The sequence below is a fragment of the Rubrivivax benzoatilyticus JA2 = ATCC BAA-35 genome (genome assembly GCF_000190375.1).
In the GTDB taxonomy this organism is placed as follows: Bacteria; Pseudomonadota; Gammaproteobacteria; order Burkholderiales; family Burkholderiaceae_C; genus Rubrivivax; species Rubrivivax benzoatilyticus.
In genome coordinates this window covers 1-22,371 of record NZ_AEWG01000028.1, presented here as the reverse complement: position 1 = coordinate 22,371, position 22,371 = coordinate 1, and the positions used below count along the sequence as shown (strand labels likewise).

Annotated in this window: 19 protein-coding genes and 1 pseudogene; 4 read left to right on the top strand and 16 right to left on the bottom strand. The window is 71.9% G+C overall.

The window, feature by feature from the left end:
• Positions 1-5: 5 nt before the first annotated feature.
• From trkA to RBXJA2T_RS20920, 11 genes and pseudogenes are all read right to left on the bottom strand, one after another.
• On the bottom strand, positions 6-1,427 hold the full coding sequence (trkA, locus tag RBXJA2T_RS02960) for a Trk system potassium transporter TrkA (protein WP_009855832.1): 1,422 nt from the start codon (positions 1,425-1,427) through the stop codon (positions 6-8).
• The gene (locus RBXJA2T_RS02955) at positions 1,424-2,863 is read right to left on the bottom strand and encodes a GTPase domain-containing protein (protein ID WP_009855831.1); all 1,440 of its coding nucleotides are present in this window, start codon (positions 2,861-2,863) and stop codon (positions 1,424-1,426) included. Before RBXJA2T_RS02955 ends, trkA begins: the two co-directional genes overlap by 4 nt.
• Positions 2,860-4,215 carry a DUF2868 domain-containing protein gene (locus RBXJA2T_RS02950; protein ID WP_009855830.1) on the bottom strand — a complete coding sequence of 452 codons (1,356 nt, stop codon included), beginning with the start codon at positions 4,213-4,215 and terminating at the stop codon, positions 2,860-2,862. Before RBXJA2T_RS02950 ends, RBXJA2T_RS02955 begins: the two co-directional genes overlap by 4 nt.
• Positions 4,216-4,272: 57 nt before the next feature.
• A complete protein-coding gene (locus tag RBXJA2T_RS02945) occupies positions 4,273-5,451 on the bottom strand; it encodes an acetyl-CoA C-acyltransferase (RefSeq protein WP_009855829.1) in 1,179 nt (392 codons plus the stop codon).
• The gene (gene aceK / locus RBXJA2T_RS02940; protein ID WP_009855828.1) at positions 5,444-7,237 is read right to left on the bottom strand and encodes a bifunctional isocitrate dehydrogenase kinase/phosphatase; all 1,794 of its coding nucleotides are present in this window, start codon (positions 7,235-7,237) and stop codon (positions 5,444-5,446) included. The genes RBXJA2T_RS02945 and aceK overlap by 8 nt, the downstream gene beginning before the upstream one ends.
• Positions 7,237-7,899, bottom strand: a complete 663-nt coding sequence (gene can / locus RBXJA2T_RS02935; RefSeq protein WP_009855827.1) for a carbonate dehydratase — start codon at positions 7,897-7,899, stop codon at positions 7,237-7,239. The genes aceK and can overlap by 1 nt, the downstream gene beginning before the upstream one ends.
• 57 nt (positions 7,900-7,956) lie before the next feature.
• A complete protein-coding gene (locus RBXJA2T_RS02930) occupies positions 7,957-9,135 on the bottom strand; it encodes an isovaleryl-CoA dehydrogenase (protein WP_009855826.1) in 1,179 nt (392 codons plus the stop codon).
• Positions 9,136-9,224: 89 nt separating this feature from the next.
• Positions 9,225-9,650, bottom strand: a complete 426-nt coding sequence (locus RBXJA2T_RS02925; protein WP_009855825.1) for a MerR family transcriptional regulator — start codon at positions 9,648-9,650, stop codon at positions 9,225-9,227.
• Between the two features lie 369 nt (positions 9,651-10,019).
• Complete coding sequence (locus RBXJA2T_RS02920; RefSeq protein WP_009855824.1) at positions 10,020-10,862, bottom strand: M48 family metallopeptidase; 843 nt, start codon at positions 10,860-10,862, stop codon at positions 10,020-10,022.
• A 22-nt stretch (positions 10,863-10,884) separates the two neighbouring features.
• Complete coding sequence (locus RBXJA2T_RS02915) at positions 10,885-11,619, bottom strand: GntR family transcriptional regulator (protein ID WP_009855823.1); 735 nt, start codon at positions 11,617-11,619, stop codon at positions 10,885-10,887.
• A 352-nt stretch (positions 11,620-11,971) separates the two neighbouring features.
• Positions 11,972-12,247, bottom strand: a pseudogene (locus RBXJA2T_RS20920) (lysophospholipid acyltransferase family protein); the annotation flags it as partial.
• Here RBXJA2T_RS20920 and RBXJA2T_RS20915 point away from each other — a divergent pair.
• Positions 12,234-12,371: a hypothetical protein gene (locus tag RBXJA2T_RS20915; RefSeq protein WP_310731943.1), complete on the top strand. Its 138-nt coding sequence runs from the start codon at positions 12,234-12,236 to the stop codon at positions 12,369-12,371. The pseudogene RBXJA2T_RS20920 and the gene RBXJA2T_RS20915 overlap by 14 nt on opposite strands.
• A gap of 115 nt (positions 12,372-12,486) precedes the next feature.
• Here the strand turns inward: RBXJA2T_RS20915 and gmhB are convergent, their stop codons facing one another.
• The 5 genes from gmhB to RBXJA2T_RS02890 are packed head-to-tail and all read right to left on the bottom strand — an operon-like array spanning position 12,487 to position 18,645.
• Positions 12,487-13,095 carry a D-glycero-beta-D-manno-heptose 1,7-bisphosphate 7-phosphatase gene (gene gmhB, locus RBXJA2T_RS02910; RefSeq protein WP_009855821.1) on the bottom strand — a complete coding sequence of 203 codons (609 nt, stop codon included), beginning with the start codon at positions 13,093-13,095 and terminating at the stop codon, positions 12,487-12,489.
• A gap of 13 nt (positions 13,096-13,108) precedes the next feature.
• Positions 13,109-15,223, bottom strand: a complete 2,115-nt coding sequence (glyS, locus tag RBXJA2T_RS02905) for a glycine--tRNA ligase subunit beta (RefSeq protein WP_009855820.1) — start codon at positions 15,221-15,223, stop codon at positions 13,109-13,111.
• A gap of 3 nt (positions 15,224-15,226) precedes the next feature.
• Positions 15,227-16,144, bottom strand: a complete 918-nt coding sequence (glyQ, locus tag RBXJA2T_RS02900) for a glycine--tRNA ligase subunit alpha (RefSeq protein ID WP_009855819.1) — start codon at positions 16,142-16,144, stop codon at positions 15,227-15,229.
• Positions 16,145-16,175: 31 nt separating this feature from the next.
• Entirely contained in the window at positions 16,176-17,702 is a 1,527-nt protein-coding gene (gene lnt / locus RBXJA2T_RS02895; RefSeq protein WP_009855818.1) for an apolipoprotein N-acyltransferase, read from the bottom strand.
• Between the two features lie 52 nt (positions 17,703-17,754).
• The gene (locus RBXJA2T_RS02890; protein WP_009855817.1) at positions 17,755-18,645 is read right to left on the bottom strand and encodes a CorC family transporter; all 891 of its coding nucleotides are present in this window, start codon (positions 18,643-18,645) and stop codon (positions 17,755-17,757) included.
• Positions 18,646-18,770: 125 nt separating this feature from the next.
• On the opposite strand from RBXJA2T_RS02890, the gene RBXJA2T_RS02885 reads away from it, so the two are divergent.
• The 3 genes from RBXJA2T_RS02885 to RBXJA2T_RS02875 all read left to right on the top strand — a co-directional run.
• Positions 18,771-19,811, top strand: coding sequence for a CobW family GTP-binding protein (locus RBXJA2T_RS02885; protein ID WP_009855816.1), 1,041 nt, complete (start codon positions 18,771-18,773; stop codon positions 19,809-19,811).
• A 327-nt stretch (positions 19,812-20,138) separates the two neighbouring features.
• Positions 20,139-20,618 (top strand): RNA polymerase-binding protein DksA, encoded by a 480-nt coding sequence (gene dksA / locus RBXJA2T_RS02880; RefSeq protein WP_029718556.1) that lies wholly within the window; start codon positions 20,139-20,141, stop codon positions 20,616-20,618.
• Positions 20,619-20,673: 55 nt separating this feature from the next.
• Positions 20,674-22,371: hypothetical protein (locus RBXJA2T_RS02875; protein WP_039956418.1), on the top strand; the 1,698-nt coding region annotated here is incomplete at its 3' end.

The window sequence follows — 22,371 nt, the reverse complement described above, 5'->3', positions numbered from 1 at the left end:
CGGGCTCAGAAGAAGAAGGTGGCCGACACCTGGAACAGGCGTTCGACCTCGCGCAGCAGGCGCTTGGTCGGCACGAAGACGATGACGTGGTCGCCGGTCTGCACCACCGTGTCGTGGTGGGCGATCAGCACCTCGGCGCGCGCACGCTGGCGTTTGCCGTCGGCGTCCTCCAGCCCGCGCACGATGGCGCCGACCTGCGCGCCGGCCGGCAGCGCGATCTCGTCGATGCGCCGGCCGGCCATGCGGCAGGTCTTGCGGTCGCCGCGCACCACGCCTTCGAGCGCCTCGGCGGCGCCGTGGCGCAGGCTGTGCACGGCCTCGACGTCGCCGCGGCGCACGTAGGCCAGCAGCTCGCCGATGACGGTCTGCGCCGGCGAGATCGCGATGTCGATCTGCCCGCCCTGCACCAGGTCGGCGTAGGCCTGGCGGTTGATCAGCGAGAACACGCGCCGCGCGCCCAGCCGCTTGGCCAGCAGGCAGGCCATGATGTTGTCCTCGTCGTCGTCGGTCAGCGCGAGGAACAGGTCCATGTCGCGCACGCCTTCGCTCTCGAGCAGTTCCTCGTCGGTGACGTCGCCCTCGAGCACCAGCACCGGCGCCGGCAGCTCGGTGGCCAGGTACTCGCAGCGCGTGCGGCCGCGTTCGATCAGCTTGATGCGGTAGCTGGCCTGCAGCTCGCGCGCCAGGCGCAGCCCGACCTTGCCGCCGCCGCCGATCATCAGCCGGCGCACCGGCTCGACACGCGGCGCCAGCGCGTGCAGCACGCGGCGAATGTCGGCGGTGGCGGCGAGCACGAAGACCTCGTCGCCGGGTTCGATGCGCGTGTCGCCATTGAGCGAGTCGATGACCTTGTCGCCGCGGTAGACGGCGACGACACGCATCGACGCGCTCGGCGCCAGCGCCGGGATCTCGGACAGGCAGTGCTGGACCAGCGGCGCGCCGGGGCCGGCGCGCACCGCGATCAGGCTCACCAGCCCGTCGGCGAACTCCAGCACCTGCAGCGCCTCGGGGTACTCGATCAGCTTGCGGATGTAGGCGGTGACGCTCTGCTCGGGGCAGATCACCTGGTTGACGGCGAAGCCGCCCTCGTGGCCCAGCAGCGGGCTGCCGTCGACGAACTCGGGGCTGCGCAGCCGGGCGATCGTCGTCGGCACATTGAAGGCGTCGTGCGCGACCTTGCAGGCGACGAGGTTGGTCTCGTCCAGCGGCGCGCAGGAGATCAGCATGTCGGCGTCCTCGATGCCGGCTTCGCGCAGCACGCTGGGCTGGATGCCGTTGCCGACCACGCCACGCAGGTCCATGCGGTCCTGCAGCTCGCGCAGCCGCACCGGGTCGGTGTCGATGATCGTGATGTCGTTGCGCTCCGACAGCAGACTCGCGGCGACGCTTTGCCCGACGCGCCCGGCGCCGAGGATCAGGATCTTCATGGCGGCGGATTATCGACAGCCGCCCAGGCGCCCGGATAGAGCCGTTCCAGCGACACGCGCAAGGCTGTGGTCAGCGGCGTGCGCAAGGCGCGCGCCAGGGACTCGGCGTCGCCGGCGTTGTCGGCACGCGTGCTGCGCGCGGCCCACAGCGCGTCGATCTCCGGCGCCCGAGCGGCCAGCGCCTCGGCGACGACGGCGCGCCAGTGCGGCGGCGCTTCGCCCTGGGCCCATTCGCCGCGGCCGCGGCCGAAGTGGGCCACGGCCAGGTAGCGCAGCAGCGCCGCCTCGGCCAGCGGCGCCATGGCCTCGGCGCTCCAGCTGGCGAAACCGCGGTCGGTGCCGCGCACGACGTTGAGCCCGCGCGCGATGCCTGCGGCACCGAGGGCGCCGAGCAGCCCGCCGGCGAGCATGCCGCCGCCCAGCGTCAGGCCGCCGGTGGCGAGGTCGGCCTTGAGCCCGGCCAGCGCGCCGCTGAGCACGCCGCCGACCAGCGCCGCGCGGCCCTCGCCGACCCGTGCGTGCAGGTCCACCTGGGCCGCGACGCGGTCGAGGATCTCGCGTTCGGCACGCCCGTCCAGGCCGTGCAGCGCCAGCAGCCGGCCGGTGCTGGCGCGCACCTCGCGGTCCAGCATGTCGGCCAGCGCATGGCGCGCGGCGTCGGCGTCCTGGCGGCGCGACAGCCAGCCGCCGTCAGGCAGCGGCGCGCGGGCGCAGGCGATGCGCGCCAGGCTGGCGGCGAGCTCGTCGACCGCGGCGTCGAAGGTCTCGCGCCGCGTCGCCGCCCAGGCCGCGGCCAGGCGCGACGCGGCGGCCCGCGCCTCGCCGTCGAGCACGCCGGCGATCGTGCGCAGCAGCACGCCCTCCTGCACCCAGCAGCGCGCAAACGCGTCCATCGGCAGCACCGCGCGCACCGGCGCCTGGGCAGCCAGGCGCTGTCGCCAGCGCTCGACGTCGGCGGCCTCGGCCTCGGGGCCGCGCGGCGGGCCGAGCTGGTTGAGCAGCACGACGACCGGCTTGCCGATCCAGGCCAGCAGTTCCATCTCGGGGCCGACGTAACCGGCGGCCTCGGGCGACTCGGCGGCGTTGACGAGGTAGAGCACGACGTCGCTGGTGTCGCGCACGTGGCGCAGCGCCTGCTGCGTGGCCCAGAACGGGCGGTCGCGCCAGCGGTCCCAGACCTCGCTGAGGAACCAGCCGAGCGCGCTGCCCTCGCGCCGCAGCCGGCCCACGAGGCGCACGGTGTCGCCGAAACCCGGCGTGTCCCAGAGTTCGAGCACGTCGCCGGCCGGGCTCTGCAGCAGCGGATGCATCTCGGCGAACTCGGTGACGTGCGGCGCGTCGCGCACCTCGCCGATGTCGCGGCCGAGCAGCGTGCGCGCCAGCGTCGTCTTGCCGACGTTGGTGTGCGAGACCAGCGACAGGCGGATGCTCGTCATCGCCCCAGCGCGCGTTTGAACGCCGCCTCGGCGGCGGCGGGTTCGCCGGCGTCCAGGTCGGCGCAGACCAGCGGCAGGCCCTGAGCCTCGGCCAGCGCCTGCCAGGCGGCGCGGCGCTGCGCCAGGCGCTCCGGGTAGGCGCCGAAGCGGCGGCGGAAGGCCGACTCGTCGGCCAGCAGCACCAGCGGCAGATCGCGCCCCAGCGCGGCAGCGAAACGGCCCTGGGCCTCGGCCTCGGGCGTGGCGCCGAGGTCGAAGACGGCGATGCGCAGCGTGTCGCCGGGCTCGGGGCGCAGCGCGCGCGCCGCGTCCTCGTCGCCGAAGGCCGTCAGCGGGCCGACGCGCAGCCGCACCTCGTCGCCGAAGACGGCGGCCAGCAGGGCGCGCAGGCCCAGCGCCGTCTGCGCGCCGAGGCCGGCGGCGTACGGCAGCACCTGGGCCTGGGCGCGGGCGCCGAGCTGGTGCAGGCGCAGGCGCTCGAAGTACGGGTCGCCGAAGGGCAGCGGGAAACGCCGCGCCAGCGCGCCGGCACGCAGCATGGCGACGGCCGCCAGCAGCAGCCGCGGCACGACGACGGCCAGCGCCAGCGTCGCGGCGTAGAGGTGGATCCAGTCGGCCGCCGGCGCGCTGGCGGCGGCGCCGGCCTGCAACCGCAGCGGCGCGGCGTCGGGCACGGCGATGCCGGTGACGAACGAGGCCGGCGCCAGCAGCGCCTGCAGCAGCGGCTGGACCACGCCGGGCTCGAGGAAGGTGCTCTGCCAGCCGGCGCGGTAGTCCAGCACCAGGCCGCGCAGGTACATGCCGGCGATGACGCCCGCCGCCAGCGCCGCGGCGGCGGCATGCAGCAGCGCCGTCGCACGCGCCAGCGACAGCGGCAGCGCCAGCCGGGCCCACAGCGCGCCGACGCCGGCGGTGTCGGCGACCCAGCGCCGCGCCAGCAGCGCACGCAGACCGGCCAGCGGGCGCGGCACCAGCAGGCCGAGGTAGATCACGAGGTTCCAGGCGACGACGGCCCAGACCGGCGGCGCCAGCAGGTCGATGCGCTGCATCGAGCCGAGGTGGTCGACCGCCGCGCCGAGCACGAAGGCGGCGAGCAGCACGCCGAAGGCCAGCGCGCCGCGCCGCGTGCCACGCTCCAGCCAGCGCCGCGCTGCGGCGTCGCGCGGCAGCAGGCGCTCCAGCGCGTGGCGCGAGCGCTCGACAACGAAACGTTCAGGCGTCGCGTCGGCGCCGGCCGTCTGCTGTGCCAGCCGGGTGGCCCAGGCGCGGTCTTCCGCGGTCCACAGCGGCGAGTCCCCGGCCGTCTCGACGGCCTGGACCAGGACCACGCGGCGTGCCTCTTCTTCGGTCATTGCGCCGCACTGTAGCGCGGCCACGGGGGCCGCCCGCTCGGCCGCCGGAGGCGAGGGCTACAGCAGTTCGACCGCCATCGCCGTGGCCTCGCCGCCGCCGATGCACAGCGCGGCGACGCCGCGGCGCAGTCCGCGCTGGCGCAGCGCGCCCAGCAGCGTGACGACGATGCGTGCGCCGGAAGCGCCGATCGGGTGGCCCAGCGCGCAGGCGCCGCCGTGCACGTTGACGATCCCGTGCGGCAGCGCGAACTCGTGCATCGCGGCCATCGTCACCGCGGCGAAGGCTTCGTTGACCTCCCAGAGGTCGACGTCGGTGGCGGTCCAGCCGGCCTTGGCCAGCGCCTTGCCGATGGCGCCGACCGGCGCGGTCGTGAACCACTCCGGCGCCTGGGCATGCACGGCGTGCGAGACGATGCGCGCCAGCGGCGTGATGCCATGGCGGGCGGCGGTCGACTCGCGCATCAGCACCAGCGCGGCGGCGCCGTCGGAGATGCTGGAGGCACTGGCGGCGGTGATCGTGCCGTCCTTCTTGAACGCCGGCTTCAGGCCCGGGATCTTGTCCGGGCGCGCCTTGAACGGCTGCTCGTCGCGGCGCACGACGGTCTCGCCGCCCTTGCCGGCGATCGTCACCGGCGCGATCTCCCAGTCGAAGCTGCCGTCCTCGTTGGCCTTCTTGGAACGTTCGGTCGACGCGATGGCAAACGCGTCCTGGGCCTCGCGGCTGAAGCCGTACTTGGCGACGCACTGCTCGGCGAAGACGCCCATCGCCTTGCCGCGTTCGTAGGCGTCCTCGAGGCCGTCGAGCGCCATGTGGTCGTACATCGGCGCGGCACCGTACTTGACGCCCTTGCGCGCGAACACGAGGTGCGGCGCGTTGGTCATGCTCTCCATGCCGCCAGCGACGAGCACGTCGGCGCTGCCGGCGGCGAGCATGTCGTGCGCGAACATCATCGTGCGCATGCCCGAGCCGCACATCTTGCTGAGCGTGACGGCACCGGCCGAATCGGGCAGCCCGGCGCGGCGCAGCGCCTGGCGCGCCGGCGCCTGGCCCTGGCCGGCCATCAGGCAGTTGCCGAGCAGCACCTCGTCGACGGCGTCGCCGGGCACGCCGGCACGCTCGACCGCGGCCTTCACCGCGACGGCGCCCAGCTCCCAGGCCTGCAGCGCGGCGAAGTCGCCGAGCAGGCCGCCGATCGGCGTGCGCGCGGCCGAGGCGATGACGATGGAATCAGGCATCTCGTGTCTCCTGGTGTTGTCGTGGCTCGTCGCGCCGGCCGAGCGAAAACCGCTTGGACGGCTCGTAGGGGAAGACGTCGTGCACGTGGCCGGCGGCGATGCGTTCCTTGTGCGTCTGCCAGAACGCCGCGTCGAGCAGGTCGGCGTGGTGGGCCATGAAGACCTCGCGCACCGCCGGGTTGCCGAGCAGGAAGGGGCCGAAGGTCTCGGGGAACACGTCCCTCGGGCCGACCGAGTACCAGATCTCGCCCGACATCTCGTCCTCTTCATTGCGCGGCGGCGGCACGCGGCGGAAGTTGCAGTCGGTGACGTACTCGATCTCGTCGTAGTCGTAGAAGACGACCTTGCCGTGGCGCGTGACGCCGAAGTTCTTCCACAGCATGTCGCCGGGGAAGATGTTGGCGGCCACCAGGTCCTTGATCGCGTTGCCGTACTCGACGACGGCGTGCGCCACCTGGTCGGGTGGCGCCTCCTGCAGGAAGATGTTCAGCGGGATCATCCGCCGCTCGATGTAGAGGTGGTGGATGATCAGCATGTCGCCGTCCTCCTCGAGCAGGCTGCCGCAGAAGCGGCGCAGCTCGGCGACCAGCTCGTCCTCGAAGCGGTGGCGCGGGAAGGCCACGCTGCTGTACTCCAGCGTGTCGGCCATGCGCCCGACACGGTCGTGCTGCTTGACGAGCAGGTACTTGGCCTTGATCTGCTCGCGCGTCGTCTCCTTCTGCGGCGGGTAGTAGTCCTTGATGACCTTGAAGACGTACGGGAACGACGGCAGATCGAAGACCAGCATCACCATGCCCTTGATGCCCGGGGCGATGCGGAACTTGTCGCTGCTGTAGCGCAGGTGGGCCAGGAAGTCCCGGTAGAACATGTTCTTGCCCTGCTTCTGCAGGCCCAGCGCGCTGTACAGCTCGGAGCGGTCCTTGTGCGGCATCATCGAGCGCAGGAACTGCACGCAGGCCGACGGCACCTCCATGTCGACCATGAAGTAGGCGCGCGCGAAGCTGAACAGCATCAGCAGGTCGTCCTCGCCGAACAGCGCGGCGTCGATGACCAGGCCCTGGCCGCGCTCGCCGTGCAGGATGGGCAGCGCGAACGGCGTCTCGTTGAAGCCGTTGATGATCTTGCCGACCAGGTAGGCGCCCTTGTTCCGGTAGAACAGGCTGGACAGCACCTGGATCTGGAAGTTGGCGCGCGGGCGGAAGCCCCCCAGCTCCGACAGCATCGCCTGCAGCACGCTCTCGACGTCGCGGTCGAGGTTCTCGAACGGCACGTCGAGCTGGAAGTTGTGCACGATGCGGTGCCAGGTCTCGGACAGCGTGCCGTGCGTCGGGTAGTAGGCGCGGTAGGTCGGGCGCGTGCCGGGCTCGTCGCTCTCGAGGTACTCGGTGCTGATCGCCGGGCGCACGAAGATGAAGTCGTTGTTGAAGTAGCTGCGGTGCAGCAGCTTGGCGGTCACCGAGTTGAAGAAGGTCTCGGCCAGCTCGGGCTGGCGGTGGTCGGTCAGCAGGCCGATGTAGTGCAGCTTGACCTGCTGCCAGGTGTTCATCGACAGCTCGGCGACGTGGAACTCGTCGCGCAGGCGCTGCACGGTCTCGGCCACGCGCAGGTCGTAGTACTCGATGCGCTCGCGCTGCGCGCGCTGCTGGCCGTGCCAGTCGGCGCGCTCGAAACGCTGCTTGGCGGCGGCGCTCGTCTCGCGGAACAGGCGGTAGTGGCGGTTGAAGCCGTCCAGCATCGCACGCGCGATTTCGTACGCGCGGCCGTCCCCGAGATGGCGCGGGAACATCAGCCGTCCCCGAAGCGGCGGTGCAGCGCCGCCAGTGCCGCCTCGTAGGCCGGCTCGACACCGTCGGGCCCCGAGGCGGTGATCGACAGGTCTTCCAGCAGCCCGTTGTGCAGGCCGTAGACCCAGCCGTGCACGACGACCTCCTGGCCGCGCTTCCAGGCGTCCTCGACGATGGTCGTGCGGCAGACGTTGCGCGCCTGCTCCAGCACGTTGAGCTCGCACAGCGCGTCGACGCGCCGGTCGGCGCTCAGCCCGTCGAGCAGGGCGCGGTGGCGGTCACGCACGTCCTGCACGTGGCGCAGCCAGTTGTCGACGAGGCCGACACGCAGGTTGCCGAGCGCGGCCATCACGCCGCCGCAGCGCGAATGGCCGACGACCATGATGTGGCGCACGCGCAGCTGGTCGACGGCGTACTGCAGCACCGACAGGCAGTTCAGGTCGGTCGGCACGACGACGTTGGCGACGTTGCGGTGCACGAACAGGTCGCCGGGCAGCAGGCCCACCAGCTCGTTGGCCGGCACGCGGCTGTCGGCGCAACCGATCCACAGGTACTGCGGCGTCTGCTGGTGCAGCAGCTTGGTGAAGAAACCGGGCTGGCGGCCTTCGATCTCGTCCGCCCAGGCTCGGTTGTTGGCGAACAGGTCGGACAGCGTCTGGGTCATGGCGGCGGGCGTCGATGGGATGCGGGGAAGTTTACGCAGCCATCCTGACGCGACCGTTCACATCGTCTCGGCGAACAGCTCGCGGCCGATCAGCATGCGGCGGATCTCCGAGGTGCCGGCGCCGATCTCGTAGAGCTTGGCATCGCGCCACAGCCGGCCCAGCGGGTAGTCGTTGATGTAGCCGTTGCCGCCGAAGATCTGGATGCCCTCGCCGGCCATCCAGGTGGCCTTCTCGGCGCACCACAGGATGACGCTGGCGCAGTCCTTGCGCACGCGGCGCACGTGGCCGGTGCCCAGCGCGTCGAGGTTCTTGCCGATCGTGTAGCAGAACGAGCGCCCGGCCTGCAGCACGGTGTACATGTCGGCCAGCTTGGCCTGGATGAGCTGGAACTCGCCGATGCTCCGGCCGAACTGCCTGCGCTCGTGCACGTAGGGCACGACCTCGTCCATCACCGCCTGCATGATGCCGATCGGCCCGGCGGCAAGCACCGCGCGCTCGTAGTCCAGGCCGCTCATCAGCACCTTGGCGCCGCCGTTGACTTCGCCGAGCACGTTCTCGGCCGGCACCTCGACGTCCTGGAAGACGAGCTCGCCGGTGTGGCTGCCGCGCATGCCCAGCTTGTCGAGCTTCTGCGCCACCGAGAAGCCCTTCATGCCCTTCTCGACGATGAAGGCGGTGACGCCGCGGCCGCCGAGCTCGGGCTCGGTCTTGGCGTAGACCACCAGCGTGTCGGCGTCGGGGCCGTTGGTGATCCACATCTTGCTGCCGTTGAGCACGTAGGCGTCACCACGCGGCACGGCACGCAGCTTCATCGACAGCACGTCGCTGCCGGCGCCGGGCTCGCTCATCGCCAGCGCGCCGACGTGCTCGCCGCTGATCAGCCTGGGCAGGTAACGCTGCCGCTGGGCTTCGCTGCCGTTGCGGCGGATCTGGTTGACGCACAGGTTGCTGTGCGCGCCGTAGCTCAAGCCCACCGAGGCGCTGGCACGCGAGATCTCCTCCATCGCCACCATGTGCGCGAGATAGCCGAGGCCGGCGCCGCCGTATTCCTCGGGCGCGGTGATGCCGAGCACGCCCAGCTCGCCGAGCTTGCGCCACAGGTCCATCGGGAAGCGGTCGCTGCGGTCGATCTCGGCGGCGCGCGGGGCGATCTCGGCGACGGCGAAGGCGCGCACCGCGTCGCGCAGCGCCTCGATGTCGTCGCCGAGCATGAAGTCCAGGCCGGGCAGGCTCATCCTCGTCTCCAGGGTGAGGCGGCCGGGGCGATGCCGGCCGCTCGTTGACGTTTACGTAAACGTCAATCTACCCGGCCCGGCGGCGCGGCTCAACGAGGGCTGACCCGACGTCGTGGCGGCGGCGCCGCAGCGGCCAGCAGCGTGCGGCAGCGATCCTCGTGCTGCGCGATCTCGGCCAGCGCGAGCTCGAGGTCCTCGCGCTGCTGCTCGAGCTGGCGCCGGTGCGCGGCCAGCGTGGCGAGAAAGGCCTGCAGCTGCTGCGCGGTGTCCGACGGCGACTCGTACATGTCGACGAGCTGCTTGATCTCCTGCAGCGAGAAACCCAGGCGCTTGCCGCGCAGCGTCAGCTTCAGCCGCGTGCGGTCACGCGGCGCATAGACGCGGTTGCGGCCCTCGCGCGCGGGTGTCAGCAGGCCGACGTCCTCGTAGAAGCGGATCGCGCGCGGCGTGATGCCGAACTCCTGCGCGAGTTCGGTGATGGTGTAGGTGCGGGCGCCCGGGCGCGTCGGATCCATGGCGAGTGACGTTGACGTCAACGTAAAGCGGGACGCCGAACTGTAAGCCGCGGCGCCGGCCCGCGGCTCAGGGCCGGCCCGGAGCGCGGCGCCAGGCAGGACGCGAGCGCCGGCAGCGAAAACGGGGGATGGGGGAGGAGCGGGCCGACGGGATCAGGCCCGGTGGGCATCGAGCGGGCGGCGGCCCCCGGAAGGACCACCGCCTCTCGCCGGTTTCTTGGAACCGATTCCCTGCGCCGACGGTGATGACAGCGTGTAGCCAAGTGTGACGCAAGACCCCGCCGACGCCCATACGCCGAGGGACGGATTGCGCCCCCAAACGTTTGCAGGGTGCGGGCTTCGCGGCGCCGCCGTGAGCGCGGCAGCGCGTCAGTCGAAGACCGGCAGCACCTCGTGGCGCAGCGCGCCGCGTGCCTGCTCGTAATCGGGCAGCACCGAGCGCACGACACCCCAGAACGCCGCGCTGTGGTTCATCTCGCGCAGGTGCGCCAGTTCGTGCGTGACGACGTAGTCGACGACCGGCAGCGCGAAGTGCACCAGGCGCCAGTTCAGCCGGATCGAGCCGTCGGCGCTGGCGCTGCCCCAGCGTGTGGCCGCCGAGCTCAGCGTCAGCCGGCGGACCTTCACACCCAGTTGCGGCGCGAACATCGTGATGCGCTCCTCGAAGACCCGCCGGGCCTGGCGCTGCAGCCAGCTCTGCACCGCGTCGCGCCACTGCTCGCGGCTCGCGCCCTGCGGCAGGCCCAGGCGCAGCGTGCCACTCTCGGCGTCGAGCATCGCGCCGGTGGCCGCCGGGTCCAGCCGCAGCACGAGGTCGCGGCCGAGGAAGGGGATCGTCGCGCCGTCGCGCCAGTCCACGCGCGCGGCGGCCAGGCGCCGGCCGCGTTCACGCTGCTCGTGCAGCTTGCGCAGGATCCAGCCGGCCTTGGCGCGCAGCGCCGTGTCGATGTCGGCCGCGGCCACCCAGCGCGGCGCGCTGACGCTCAGGCCTTCGGCGCCGATGACGAAGCCGATGCTGCGCCGGCGTGCGCGTCGCAGCTCGTAGCCGACGAGGTGTTCGCCCAGGCGGATCTCGCGCTGGGCGCGGGGGTGCAGGAAACCACCCGGCGACGGCGCTGCCGCACGCGCGGCAGCAGGCGGCGCGGCGGGCGCGGGCGGCGCGTCGAACAACGAGAGCTGGTGCGTGGACGCGGCGTCGGGCACGGACGGCATGCCCGATTCTAGGAAAGCCGGCTCAGGTTTCGCGGTAGGGCGCGAACAGGTCGCGCAAGGGCGTCGGCGCGACGGTGTCGCCGACGCTCAGCGAACGTTCGATCTCCGACAGGTGGCGGCGCATCTCGCCGGCCGCGCCGCCGCCGGCGCCGGCCAGTGCCGTCAGCAGCCCGGTGTGGGTGTGCGCGGCGCAGGTGCGCGCGCTGCCGCCCTGGTACAGCGCGATCAGCAGCGAGGTCGTCGGCAGCAGTTCGTCAAGCAGGCGCACGAAGACCGGGTTGCCGGCGAAACGCGCCAGCGCGCGGTGGAACTCGCCCGACAGCCGGATCGCCGCCGGCGCGTCGCCGCGCGCCTCGGCCTCGGCTTCCTGGCGCACCAGGGCCTCGAGCTCGGCCCGCTGCTCGGCGCGCAGCTTGCCGGCCAGGCGCCGCGCCAGCTCGCACTCGACGACGCGGCGCGCGTCGAAGACTTGCGCCGCCTGCTCGCGTGTCGGCTGCGGCACGCGCGCGCCGCGGTTGTGCTCCAGCTCGACGATCTGGTCCTGGCCCAGCCGGTGCAGCGCCTGGCGCACGACGGTGCGCGAGACACCGAAACCTTCGGCCAGCTCGACCTCGCGCAGCCGCGTGCCCGGCGCCAGACGGTGCTCGACGATCGCGGCGTGGATCGTGTCGTAGACGCGCTGCGTCGCCGTCGCCGGCGTGGAGGCGATGCGGCGCCGGGCCGGCGAGGCAAGTTCCAGGTCGGTGCGCGGGCTCATCGGCGCCGCCGGACGCAACGAGCGTGCCAACACGGCGGCGCCGAGGCCGAGCTCGCCGACAGCCGGCGCCTACACCTCGCCGCGCTCCAGGCCCTGGGCCGACGACGCGGCGGGCCTGGCCGCATAGGCCTCGGGGGTCCAGGCGGCGCATCTCGGTCTCGATCCAGGCTTCGACCTCGTGCATCAGCTCGTCGGGCTGGCGGCCGGCGGCGTCGATCGGCGCGCCGATCGAGACCTCGACGCAGCCCGGCCGCAAGATCATGCTTTTGGCCGGCCAGCAGCGGCCGGCGGCCACCGCGATCGGCACGATGGGCACGCCGGCGGTGATGGCCAGGCGCGCGGCGCCGGTCTTGTAGGCGCCCTGGCTGCCGCGCGGCACACGCGTGCCCTCGGGGAACATGATCACCCAGTTGCCCAGGTCGAACAGGCGCCGGCCCTGCTTGGCGACCTTGTTCCAGGCCTCGGCGCGGCGCGAGCGGTCGATGTGGATCATGTCCAGCCGCGCCAGCGCCCAGCCGAAGAACGGCACCCACAGCAGTTCGCGCTTGAAGACGTAGGCGATCGGGTGCGGCATCAGCATCGGCAGCGCGAAGGTCTCCCAGGTCGACTGGTGCTTGGCGGCGAGCACGACGGCCGAACGGCGGTCGGCACGTGTCGGCACGTTCTCGATGCCGTGCACGCGCCAGTCGACGCCGCAGATGACACGCGCGCTGTGGATCGCCAGCGTCACCCAGCCGACGCAGATGCGGTAGCAGACACGCTTGGGCGCGACGACCGAGGCCAGCACCAGCACCGTCGCCCAGGGCACGACGGTCAGCGTCAGCCAGGCCCAGTACAGCGCCGAGCGCGCCAGCCAGCCGGCGCGCATCAGCTGCGGTCCTCCGCGGCCGCCTCCTGCGGCTGGCTGCGGTCGCGCTGCAGGATGTAGTCGACGAAAGCCGCCAGGCTGGCATGGGCGCGCGCGCCCGGCACCTGGTGCAGCGTGTGGTGCAGCTGCTCGTCGTCGAGCGCCGCGGCGCGGCCGGAGAGGATCAGGTGCGGCTCGCAGCCGGCGGCGCGTGCGGCGACCAGGTCACGCACCGTGTCGCCGGCCATCGGCACGCTCTTCAGGTCGACGCCGTAGCGCCGGCCGACCTCCAGCAGCAGACCCGGCAGCGGCTTGCGGCAGTCGCACTGCTCCTCGGGCGTGTGCGGGCAGAAGAACACGGCGTCGAAACGCCCGCCCAGCGCGGCCAGCTGGCGCTGCATGTGTGCGTGCACGGCGTTGACCGAGACCATGTCGATCATGCCGCGGCCGATGCCGGCCTGGTTGGTGGCCAGCACGACGTGCCAGCCGGCGTGGTTCAGCCGCGCGACGGCCTCCAGCGAGCCCTTGATCGTGACCCATTCCTCGGGCCCCTTGACGTGATCCTCGCGGTACTCGTTGAGGATGCCGTCGCGGCCCAGGATCACGAGCTTGATCGACGGCGCGGGCATCGGCTTCTCCTCGTCAGGCCGCCAAACGCGACAGGTCGGCGACGCGGTTCATCGCAGCATGGAGCGTGCCCAGCAGCGCCAGGCGGTTGCGGCGCAGCGCCGGGTCGTCGGCGTTGACCATCACGGCGTCGAAGAAGGCGTCGACCGGCGCCTTCAGCGCCGCCAGCGCCTGCAGCGAGGCGGTGTAGTCGGCACGGGCGAAGGCTTCGTCGGCCTGCGGCGCGACGCGGCCCAGCGCGTCGAACAGCGCCGCTTCGGCCGGCTCGACCAGGCGCGCCGGCTCGACAGCGCCGCCGGCGGCCTCGTCGCTCTTCTTCAGGATGTTGCCGACACGCTTGTTGGCGGCGGCCAGCGCCGGCGCCTCGGGCAGCGCGGCGAAGGCGCGCACCGCCGCCAGACGCTGCGGCAGCTCGGCCCAGCGTTCGGTGCGCAAGGCGACGACGGCGTCGACCTCGTGCGCGCTGTAGCCCTGCTCGCGCAGCCAGCCGACCAGGCGCTCGTCGAGGAAACGCAGCACCTCGGCCTGGGCCTGGCCGTGGCCCTCGGGGAAGGCACGGAAGGCCGCCGACACCAGCTCGGGCACCGACAGCGGCAGCGCCTTCTCGACCAGCATGCGGATCACGCCCAGCGCGTGGCGGCGCAGCGCGAACGGGTCCTTGTCGCCGGTGGGCAGTTGGCCGATGCCGAACAGGCCGGCCAGCGTCTCCAGCTTGTCGGCCAGCGCGACCGTGATGCCGGCCAGGCCGGCGTCGGTGCGCGGCAGCGCGTCGCCGGCGAAACGCGGGCGGTAGTGGTCCTCGACGGCCAGCGCGACGGCTTCGGTCTCGCCGTCGTGGCGCGCGTAGTAGCCGCCCATCACGCCCTGCAGCTCGGGGAACTCGCCGACCATGTCGGTCAGCAGGTCGGCCTTGGCCAGCAGCGCGGCGCGGTCGGCCTGCGCGGCCAGTGCCGAGCCGCCGAGCTGCTCGCCGATGTGGCGCGCGATCGTGCGCACACGCTCGACCCGTTCGCCCTGGCTGCCCAGCTTGCCGTGGTAGACCACCTTGGCCAGCGCCGGGATGCGCGACTCCAGCGTCTTCTTGCGGTCCTGGTCGAAGAAGAACTTGGCGTCGGCCAGGCGCGGGCGCACGACACGCTCGTTGCCGCCGACGACGCGGCTGGCGTCGGCCGGGCGGATGTTGCTGACGACGAGGAACCGTTCGGTCAGTCGGCCCTGGGCGTCGAGCAGCGGGAAGTACTTCTGGTTGGCCTTCATCGTCAGGATGAGGCACTCCTGCGGCACGGCCAGGAACTCGGGCTCGAAACGCGCCAGCAGCACGTTCGGGCGCTCGACCAGCGCCGTCACCTCGTCGAGCAGCGCGTCGTCGTCGATCGGCTTCAGGCCTTCGTTCGCGGCGGCCTCGTTCAGCTGGCGCACGATCTCGGCGCGGCGCTCGGCGAAGCTGGCGATGACGGCACCTTCGTCACGCAGCTGCGCGGCGTAGCTGTCGGCGTCGCGGATCTCGACGGTCGGCGCCGCCGCCTCGAAGCGGTGGCCGCGCGTCGTGCGGCCGGCCTGCAGGCCGAGCACGCCGACCGGCACGACTTGCGAGCCGTGCAGCGCGATCAGGCCGTGCGCCGGGCGCACGAAGTCGACGCTGGTCCAGCCGTCGGCGAGCTGGTACTTCATGACCTTGGGGATCGGCAGCTTGGCGACGGCGTCGGCCAGCGCCTTCTGCAGGCCCTCGGCCAGCGTCGCGCCGGGCTGCACGCTGTCCAGGTAGAGCGCCTCGTTCTTGCCTTCGCCCTGGCGCTTGAGCTGCGCCACGACCTCGGCGCCGTGGCCCAGCGCGGCGAGCTTCTTCAGCAGCGCCGGCGAGGCGCTGCCATCGGAGGACAGCGCCACGGCCACCGGCATCAGCTTGGTGCTGACGGCCTGGTCGGGCGCCTTGGCGGCGACGGCGGCGACCTGCACCGCCAGGCGGCGCGGCGAGGCGTAGGCGGTGACGGCGGCGTCGGCCGCGGCGAGCTGCTGGGCGCGCAGGCCGTCGGCCAGCACGGCGGCAAACGCCTCGCCCAGCTTCTTCAGCGCCTTGGGCGGCAGTTCCTCGACGAAGAGTTCGACGAGCAGGTTCTTCTTGTCGTTCATGGTTCAGGCCGCCTTCTTCGCGAGTTGCGCGGCGACTTCGTCGGCCCACTCGCGCGGCGCGAGCGGGAAGCCCAGGCGGGCGCGGCTGTCGAGATAGCTCTGGGCGACGGCGCGCGCCAGGTTGCGGATGCGGCCGATGTAGGCGGCACGTTCGGTGACGCTGATCGCGCCGCGTGCGTCGAGCAGGTTGAAGGTGTGCGCGGCCTTCAGCAACTGCTCGTAGGCCGGCAGCGCGAGCTGCTGCTCCATCAGGTACTTGCTCTGCTTCTCGTGCGCCGAGAAGGCGGAGAGCAGGAAGTCGACGTCGCTGTGCTCGAAGTTGTAGGTGCTCTGCTCGACTTCGTTCTGGTGGTAGACGTCGCCGTACTTCAGCGTGTCGGTCCACTGCAGGTCGTAGACGTTGTCGACGCCCTGCAGGTACATCGCCAGACGCTCCAGGCCGTAGGTGATCTCGCCGGTGATCGGCTTGCAGTCGATGCCGCCGACCTGCTGGAAATAGGTGAACTGCGTCACCTCCATGCCGTTGAGCCAGACCTCCCAGCCCAGGCCCCAGCAGCCCAGCGTCGGGTTCTCCCAGTCGTCCTCGACGAAACGCACGTCGTTGGACTTCAGGTCGAAGCCCAGCGCCTCGAGCGAGCCGAGGTAGAGGTCGAGGATGTTGGCCGGCGCGGGCTTCAGCACCACCTGATATTGGTAGTAGTGCTGCAGGCGGTTCGGGTTCTCGCCGTAGCGGCCGTCCTTGGGGCGGCGGCTGGGCTGCACGTAGGCCGCCTTCCAGGGTTCCGGGCCGATCGAACGCAGGAAGGTCGCGGTGTGGCTGGTGCCGGCGCCGACTTCCATGTCGTAAGGCTGCAGCAGGGCACAGCCCTGGGCGTCCCAGTAGGACTGCAGCTTGAGGATGATCTGCTGGAAGGTGAGCATGACGGCGGGCGCAAACGGAAAACCCGGAAGTTTACGCAGCCCGCCGCCTCCACCCCGCCGACAGGATCACGACCAGCGCCGCCAGCCCCGCCAGCGGCCACAGCCCGAAACGTGCCGCCCACCAGGCAAACGGCGTGACGCCGCTGCGGCCCTCGACCTCGGCTTCGAGCACGCCGCGCGTGCCGGGCGCGAGCTGCGCCGTCACCACGCCGCGGGCGTCGATGACCACCGTCATGCCGGTGTTCGTCGCGCGGATCATCGGCCGCTGGAACTCCAGCGCACGCAGGCGCGAGATGTTCAGGTGCTGCGGCAGCGCCACCGTGTCGCCGAACCAGGCGATGTTCGAGACGTTGGCGAAGATCGTCGGCGCGGCCGCCGGGTCGGCGAAACGCCGCGCCAGCTCCTCGCCGAACAGATCCTCGTAACAGATGTTCGGGCCGATGCGCTGGCCGAGCACGGCGAACGACGGCGGGTCGACGACGCCGCGGTCGAAGTCGCCGAGCGGGATGTTCATCGCCTCGGTGAACCAGCGGAAACCCGTCGGCACGAACTCGCCGAAAGGCACGAGGTGGTGCTTGTCGTAGCGGTAGCGCTCGCCGTCGGAGAGCCCGGCGACCGAGTTCGTGTAGCCGCGCTCGAAGTCGCCCAGCGGCACGCCGACCAGCGCCGCACGCCCCGGCGCGGCGAAGCGCGCGACCAGACGGTCCCAGTAGCCGGGCGCGAAGTCGGCAAGCTGGAACGGCAGCAGCGGCACCGCGGTCTCGGGCGCGACGACGAGCTGGCCGCGTGCGCCGTCCAGCGCCTGCTCCAGCCAGGCCATCGCCTCGGGCATGCGCTCGACGGCGAACTTCTCGTCCTGGGCGACGTTGGTCTGCACCAGCGTCACCGTCAGCGCGCCGGCCGGGGCGTCGAAACGCTGCAGCGCCGCCAGCCAGGGCAGGCCGAGCAGCGCCAGCGCCGCGAGCAGCGGCGCGACCCGCCCGCGCCGCGCGGCCGCGGCATGCGCCAGCAGCCCGGCGGCGAGAGCCAGCAGCGCGCCCAGGCCGTAGACGCCGACCCACGGCGCCAGCGCCGCCAGCGGCGCGTCGACCAGCGCGTAGCCCGAGGCGACCCAGGGGAAGCCGGTGAACAGCACGCCGCGCGCCAGCTCGGCCAGCAGCCACAGCGCCGCGAACAGCGCCGCGTCGGGCGCGGCACGGCCGCGCCGCCAGCGCGCGAAGGCGGCCATCGCCGCCGCGAGATACAGAGACAGCGCCGCCGCCAGCGCGGCGACGCCGGCACCGGCCAGCGGCGCCGGCAGGCCGCCGTAGCGGTGCATGCTGACGTACAGCCACCAGGTGCCCGCCACCAGCCAGCCGAAGCCGTAGGCCCAGCCCAGCAGCGCCGCCCGCCCCGGCGAGGCACGGCCGCAGGCCAGCGCCAGCAGCGCCGTCGACACCACGGCCAGCGGCCAGGCCGAGGTCTGCACGAAAGCCAGCGTCTGCAGCGCACCGAGCGCGGCCATCACCGCCGGCAGCGACCAGCGCCCACGCGCGGCCGGGCGCGCCGTCGTGAACATGATCCGGGTCACCGCCGCCCCTCGCGGGCGGCGTTCACGGCCGCGGCCCGCGTCATGCGCGAGCTTCGCCGGACTCACCGATGCGCCAGACGCGGAACCAGCGCACGGCGCCGCCGCGTGTCAGCATCACCGTGAAGCGCAGGCCGCCGATCTCCAGCGACTCGCCGCGCCGCGGCACACGGCCGAACTCGTGCGCCACGAGGCCGCCGATGGTGTCGAAGTCCTCGGTCGACAGCTCGACGGCGAAGGCGCGGTTGACGGCCTCGATCTCGACGTCGCCGGCGACGCGCTGAGAGCCGTCGGCCAGCGTGTAGATGCCGGCGTCGCCGCGGCCGTCGTCGCGATCGTCGAACTCGTCCTCGATCTCGCCGACGATCTCCTCGAGCACGTCCTCGATCGTGATCAGCCCGGCGGTGTTGCCGAACTCGTCGATGACGATCGCGAGGTGGTTGCGGTTGGAGCGGAAGTCGCGCAGCAGCTCGTTCAGGCGCTTGCTCTCGGGCACGAAGACCGCCGGACGCAGCAGCGTGCGCAGGTTCAGCCCGGGCGCACGCTGCAGCTTCAGCAGGTCCTTGGCCAGCAGGATGCCGATGACGTTCTCGCGCTTGTCCTCGTAGACCGGGAAACGCGAGTGCCCGGCCTCGATGACGGCCGACAGAAGCGCGTCGTAGCCGGCGTCGATGTCGAGCATGTCCATGCGCGGCGCGGCGACCATCACGTCGCCGGCGCTGAGATCGGCCATGCGCAGCACGCCCTCGAGCATCAGCCTGGACTCGGGCTCGATCAGCTCGCGCTGCTCGGCGTCGGCCAGGGTCTTCATCAGCTCGTCCTTGCTGTCGGGGCCGGGCGAGACGAACTCGACGAGGCGCTCGAAGAACGAGCGCTTGTCCGCGGGCGACGTCGTCGCGCCGCGCGCGGACTTGGGAGAAGGAGGTTCGGACACGAGGGTGTCGGCAGTGGGGGTAGCGAAGAATACCCCACGCGCTTGACACGGTCTGGGGCTTGCAAGACAGTCTGCCGCCCTCAACTGGGAAGGCCTCTCCCGGCATCCCCACTCCCCCCGACACCATGAGCAACGGACTGATCCCGGCCACCATCCTCACGGGCTTCCTGGGCAGCGGCAAGACGACGCTGCTCAAGCGCGTGCTGACCGAAGCACACGGCCAGAAGATCGCCGTCATCGAGAACGAGTTCGGCGAGGAGAACATCGACAACGACATCCTCGTCGCCGACACCGAGGAACAGATCATCCAGATGAGCAACGGCTGCGTCTGCTGCACGATCCGCGAGGATCTGCGCTCGACGCTGTCGGACCTGGCCGAACGCCGCCGCAAGGGCCTGATCGCGTTCGACCGCGTCGTCATCGAGACCACCGGCCTGGCCGACCCCGGCCCGGTGGCGCAGACCTTCTTCATGGACGACGAGATCGCCGAGAGCTACCTGCTCGACTCGGTGGTCACGCTGGTCGACGCGGTGCACGCCGACGAGCAGCTGAACACGCGCCAGGAAGCGCGCCGCCAGGTCGGCTTCGCCGACCGGCTGTTCATCAGCAAGGCCGACCTGGCGCCGGCCGCCGCGCTCGACGCGCTGCAGTACCGGCTGCGCCAGATGAACCCGCGTGCGCCGCAGCGCTCGGTGCATTTCGGCGAGGTCGCGATCGCCGAGGTCTTCGACCTCAAGGGCTTCAACCTCAGCGCCAAGCTCGACATCGACCCGGACTTCCTGGCCGACCAGGCACACGCGCACGACCATCATCACCATCACCACCACGACGGCGAGGCCTGCGACCACCCCAGCCACCACGCGCACGACGACGACGTGAAGTCCTTCGTCTTCCGCGCCAAGCGGCCGTTCAGCCCGGCCAAGCTGGAGGACTTCCTCGGTTCGGTGGTCCAGGTCTACGGGCCGAAGATGCTGCGCTACAAGGGCGTGCTGTACATGAAGGGCAGCGAGCGCAAGGTCGTGTTCCAGGGCGTGCACCAGCTGATGGGCAGCGACCTGGGACCGAAGTGGGCGCCGGGCGAGGAGAAGCTCAGCAAGCTGGTCTTCATCGGCATCGACCTGCCGCGCGACATCCTCGAACAGGGGCTGGAGCAGTGCCTCGTCTGAGGGTGCCCGCCGGGCCCGCTGCGCCTTGCGCGCAGCCGTCGGGGACGTGGCTACAATCCGCGCGCCTTGCGGCTGCCCAGCCCCGAGGACCCGACCCAGGGCAGCGGGTATAACCGGACATTCAGCGCGTCCCTGGACACAGGGCGAGGAGAGACTCCCGTGAGCAAGTCCACAGCCAAGCCCGCGGTCGCCGCCGCCAAGACGGCCTCCAAGGCCGGCAAGACCCCGGCATCGCCCGCCCCCTCGCCCGTTCCGGCCCAGCCGGAAAACCGTTTCACCGCCCGTTTCGCGCCGGCCCGCCCGGCGCCCAAGAATTCGCCCGAACCGATGGATGTGATCAAGCCGGCCACCAAGGCCGACCCGAAGCTGGCCGAGGCCTGGAAGAACAAGGCCGGTCGCGATCTGACCGAAGCCGAGCTGCTGGCGATGCCCGACAGCGAGTACATGAACGACAAGCAGATCGACTTCTTCCGCGCGCGGCTGCAGGCGCAGAAGGACGACCTGCTGTCCAACGCCGGCGAGACCACCGAGCACCTGCGCGAGGACACCTCGATCGTGCCGGACCCGGCCGACCGGGCGACGATCGAGGAAGAGCACGCGCTGGAGCTGCGCACCCGCGACCGCGAGCGCAAGCTGCTGAAGAAGATCGCCCAGTCGATCGCTCGCCTGGACAGCGGCGAGTACGGCTACTGCGACGAGACCGGCGAACCGATCGGCCTGGCGCGCCTGCTCGCGCGGCCCACCGCCACGCTGTCGCTGGAAGCGCAGCAGCGCCGCGAGCTCAAGCAGAAGATGTTCGGCGACTGAGGTCGCCGCCAGCAAGCGCCGCCGGAGCGCCACCGTCGCCGGCTACATTACGACCATGGCGGACACCAAGGACGGCGACAGCTTCTTCAAGAAGGTCGTGCGCTTCGTCGCCAACCCGACGACCGACTGGACCGAGCTGAACTCGCGCCAGGACGACCACCGCGAGCTCGAGATCGAGAAGACCGAGCTCAAGGCGATGATCGAGCGCAAGCGGCGCAACGACTTCGTCCGCAAGCGCGAGTTCGACATGCTGCGCCGCGTGCGCCGCGAGGGCCTGTCGCCCGAGCAGCTCGCGGCGCTGGGCGGCTCCTCCCGCCTGGACGACTCCGAAGCCCGGCTGCCCGAATCCTCCGGCGCCCGCGTCGACTCCGGCGTCAAGGAGAAGATCGACGCCATCGAACAGCAGATGGTCGGCGACCACTACGACGGCGGCCGCCCCGGTGCACGCACGCCGTCGCCGCCGCCTGCGGCGCCCGCCCCGGCCCGCTCCGAGCCGATGCGTGTGGCCAGCCGAGGCCTGGAGTTCGCGCCGCTGACCCAGCCCACGCCGGGCCAGACGCTCGGCGAACTGCCGCCGCCCACGCTGCCGGCGGCCATCCCGACACTGACGCTGCCGCTCACCGTGTCGAGCCATCTGGCGGCCACGCCCAGCGAGTTCGGCAGCCCGTTCGCCGTCGAGGTCAGCGAGGTCGTGCACGACCCCGAGCTCGACGAGGCGGTGATCGCCTTCGCGAATGCCGACTTCAACACCTGCGAGCAGGCGCTGCAGCAGCTGACCGCGGCCGAAGGCTCGCGCGCCCAGCACGCCGAGACCTGGCTGGTGCTGTTCGACCTGTACCGGGCCACCGGCCAGCAGGCCCGGTTCGAGAGCCTGGCGATCGACTACGCGCAGCAGTTCGGCTGGTCCGCGCCGCAGTGGTACTCGCTGCCCAAGCTGGTGGCCGAGGCGGTGGCCGACGAGCGCCCGCGCCCGGGCGAGCCCACCACACGCGCCTCGGGCGAGGTCGGCTGGGCCTGCCCCGAGTCGCTCGACCTGGACGCGCTGGCGCGGCTGCGTTCGCTGACGCTGCAGATGCCGCTGCCCTGGGTCTTCGACTGGAGCCGGCTGCGCTCGATCGACCCCGAGGCGGCGATGCAGCTGTCGACGCTGTTCCGGCTGTGGGCCGGGCAGGCGCTGGAGATGCGCTGGATCGCCGGCGACCAGCTGTTTGCCGTGCTCGCCGAAGCCGCGCCGACCGGCGTGCGCGACGCCGACCCGGCCTACTGGCTGACACGTCTGGACGCGCTGCGCCTGGCCAATCGCGCCGACCAGTTCGACGAGGCGGCGATCGACTACTGCGTCACCTACGAGGTCTCGCCGCCATCCTGGGAAGCGGCACGCTGCCGCGTGCGCATCAGCGGCACCGGCGCGTCCACGCGCACGCCGCCGATGTCGATGATCGGCGAGGTCTCGACCAGCTTCCTCGAGTCGGCGATGCCCGACGACACCGTGCTGCAGGTCGAGCAGGCCCACGTCGAGCTCTCCGGCCAGCTCGTCGGCGACATCGGCAAGACGCTGGCCCTGCTCGACGGCCAGCTCGGCGCGGCGCCGCTGGTCAGCGTCTCCTGCGCGCGCCTGATCCGCGTCGACTTCATCGCCGCCGGCGACCTGCTCAACTGGGTCATCACCAAGGGCGAGACCGAGAAGCGCTCGGTGATGTTCGTCGACGCCCACCGCCTCGTCGCGCTGTTCTTCGGCGCGATGGGCATCAAC

Excerpts from the sequence above, each read along its gene's own strand:
- glyQ (WP_009855819.1), bottom strand. The coding sequence starts at position 16,144 with ATGCTCACCTTCCAGCAGATCATCCTCAAGCTGCAGTCCTACTGGGAC.
- RBXJA2T_RS02915 (WP_009855823.1), bottom strand. The coding sequence starts at position 11,619 with ATGAGCCCGCGCACCGACCTGGAACTTGCCTCGCCGGCCCGGCGCCGC.
- RBXJA2T_RS02950 (WP_009855830.1), bottom strand. The coding sequence starts at position 4,215 with ATGACCGAAGAAGAGGCACGCCGCGTGGTCCTGGTCCAGGCCGTCGAG.
- RBXJA2T_RS02955 (WP_009855831.1), bottom strand. The coding sequence starts at position 2,863 with ATGACGAGCATCCGCCTGTCGCTGGTCTCGCACACCAACGTCGGCAAG.
- RBXJA2T_RS02925 (WP_009855825.1), bottom strand. The coding sequence starts at position 9,650 with ATGGATCCGACGCGCCCGGGCGCCCGCACCTACACCATCACCGAACTC.
- trkA (WP_009855832.1), bottom strand. The coding sequence starts at position 1,427 with ATGAAGATCCTGATCCTCGGCGCCGGGCGCGTCGGGCAAAGCGTCGCC.
- can (WP_009855827.1), bottom strand. The coding sequence starts at position 7,899 with ATGACCCAGACGCTGTCCGACCTGTTCGCCAACAACCGAGCCTGGGCG.
- aceK (WP_009855828.1), bottom strand. The coding sequence starts at position 7,237 with ATGTTCCCGCGCCATCTCGGGGACGGCCGCGCGTACGAAATCGCGCGT.
- lnt (WP_009855818.1), bottom strand. The coding sequence starts at position 17,702 with ATGTTCACGACGGCGCGCCCGGCCGCGCGTGGGCGCTGGTCGCTGCCG.
- RBXJA2T_RS02930 (WP_009855826.1), bottom strand. The coding sequence starts at position 9,135 with ATGAGCCTGCCCGGCCTGGACTTCATGCTCGGCGACGACATCGAGGCG.
- RBXJA2T_RS02885 (WP_009855816.1), top strand. The coding sequence starts at position 18,771 with ATGAGCAACGGACTGATCCCGGCCACCATCCTCACGGGCTTCCTGGGC.
- gmhB (WP_009855821.1), bottom strand. The coding sequence starts at position 13,095 with ATGCCCGCGCCGTCGATCAAGCTCGTGATCCTGGGCCGCGACGGCATC.
- RBXJA2T_RS02920 (WP_009855824.1), bottom strand. The coding sequence starts at position 10,862 with ATGCCGTCCGTGCCCGACGCCGCGTCCACGCACCAGCTCTCGTTGTTC.
- glyS (WP_009855820.1), bottom strand. The coding sequence starts at position 15,223 with ATGAACGACAAGAAGAACCTGCTCGTCGAACTCTTCGTCGAGGAACTG.
- RBXJA2T_RS02945 (WP_009855829.1), bottom strand. The coding sequence starts at position 5,451 with ATGCCTGATTCCATCGTCATCGCCTCGGCCGCGCGCACGCCGATCGGC.
- dksA (WP_029718556.1), top strand. The coding sequence starts at position 20,139 with ATGGATGTGATCAAGCCGGCCACCAAGGCCGACCCGAAGCTGGCCGAG.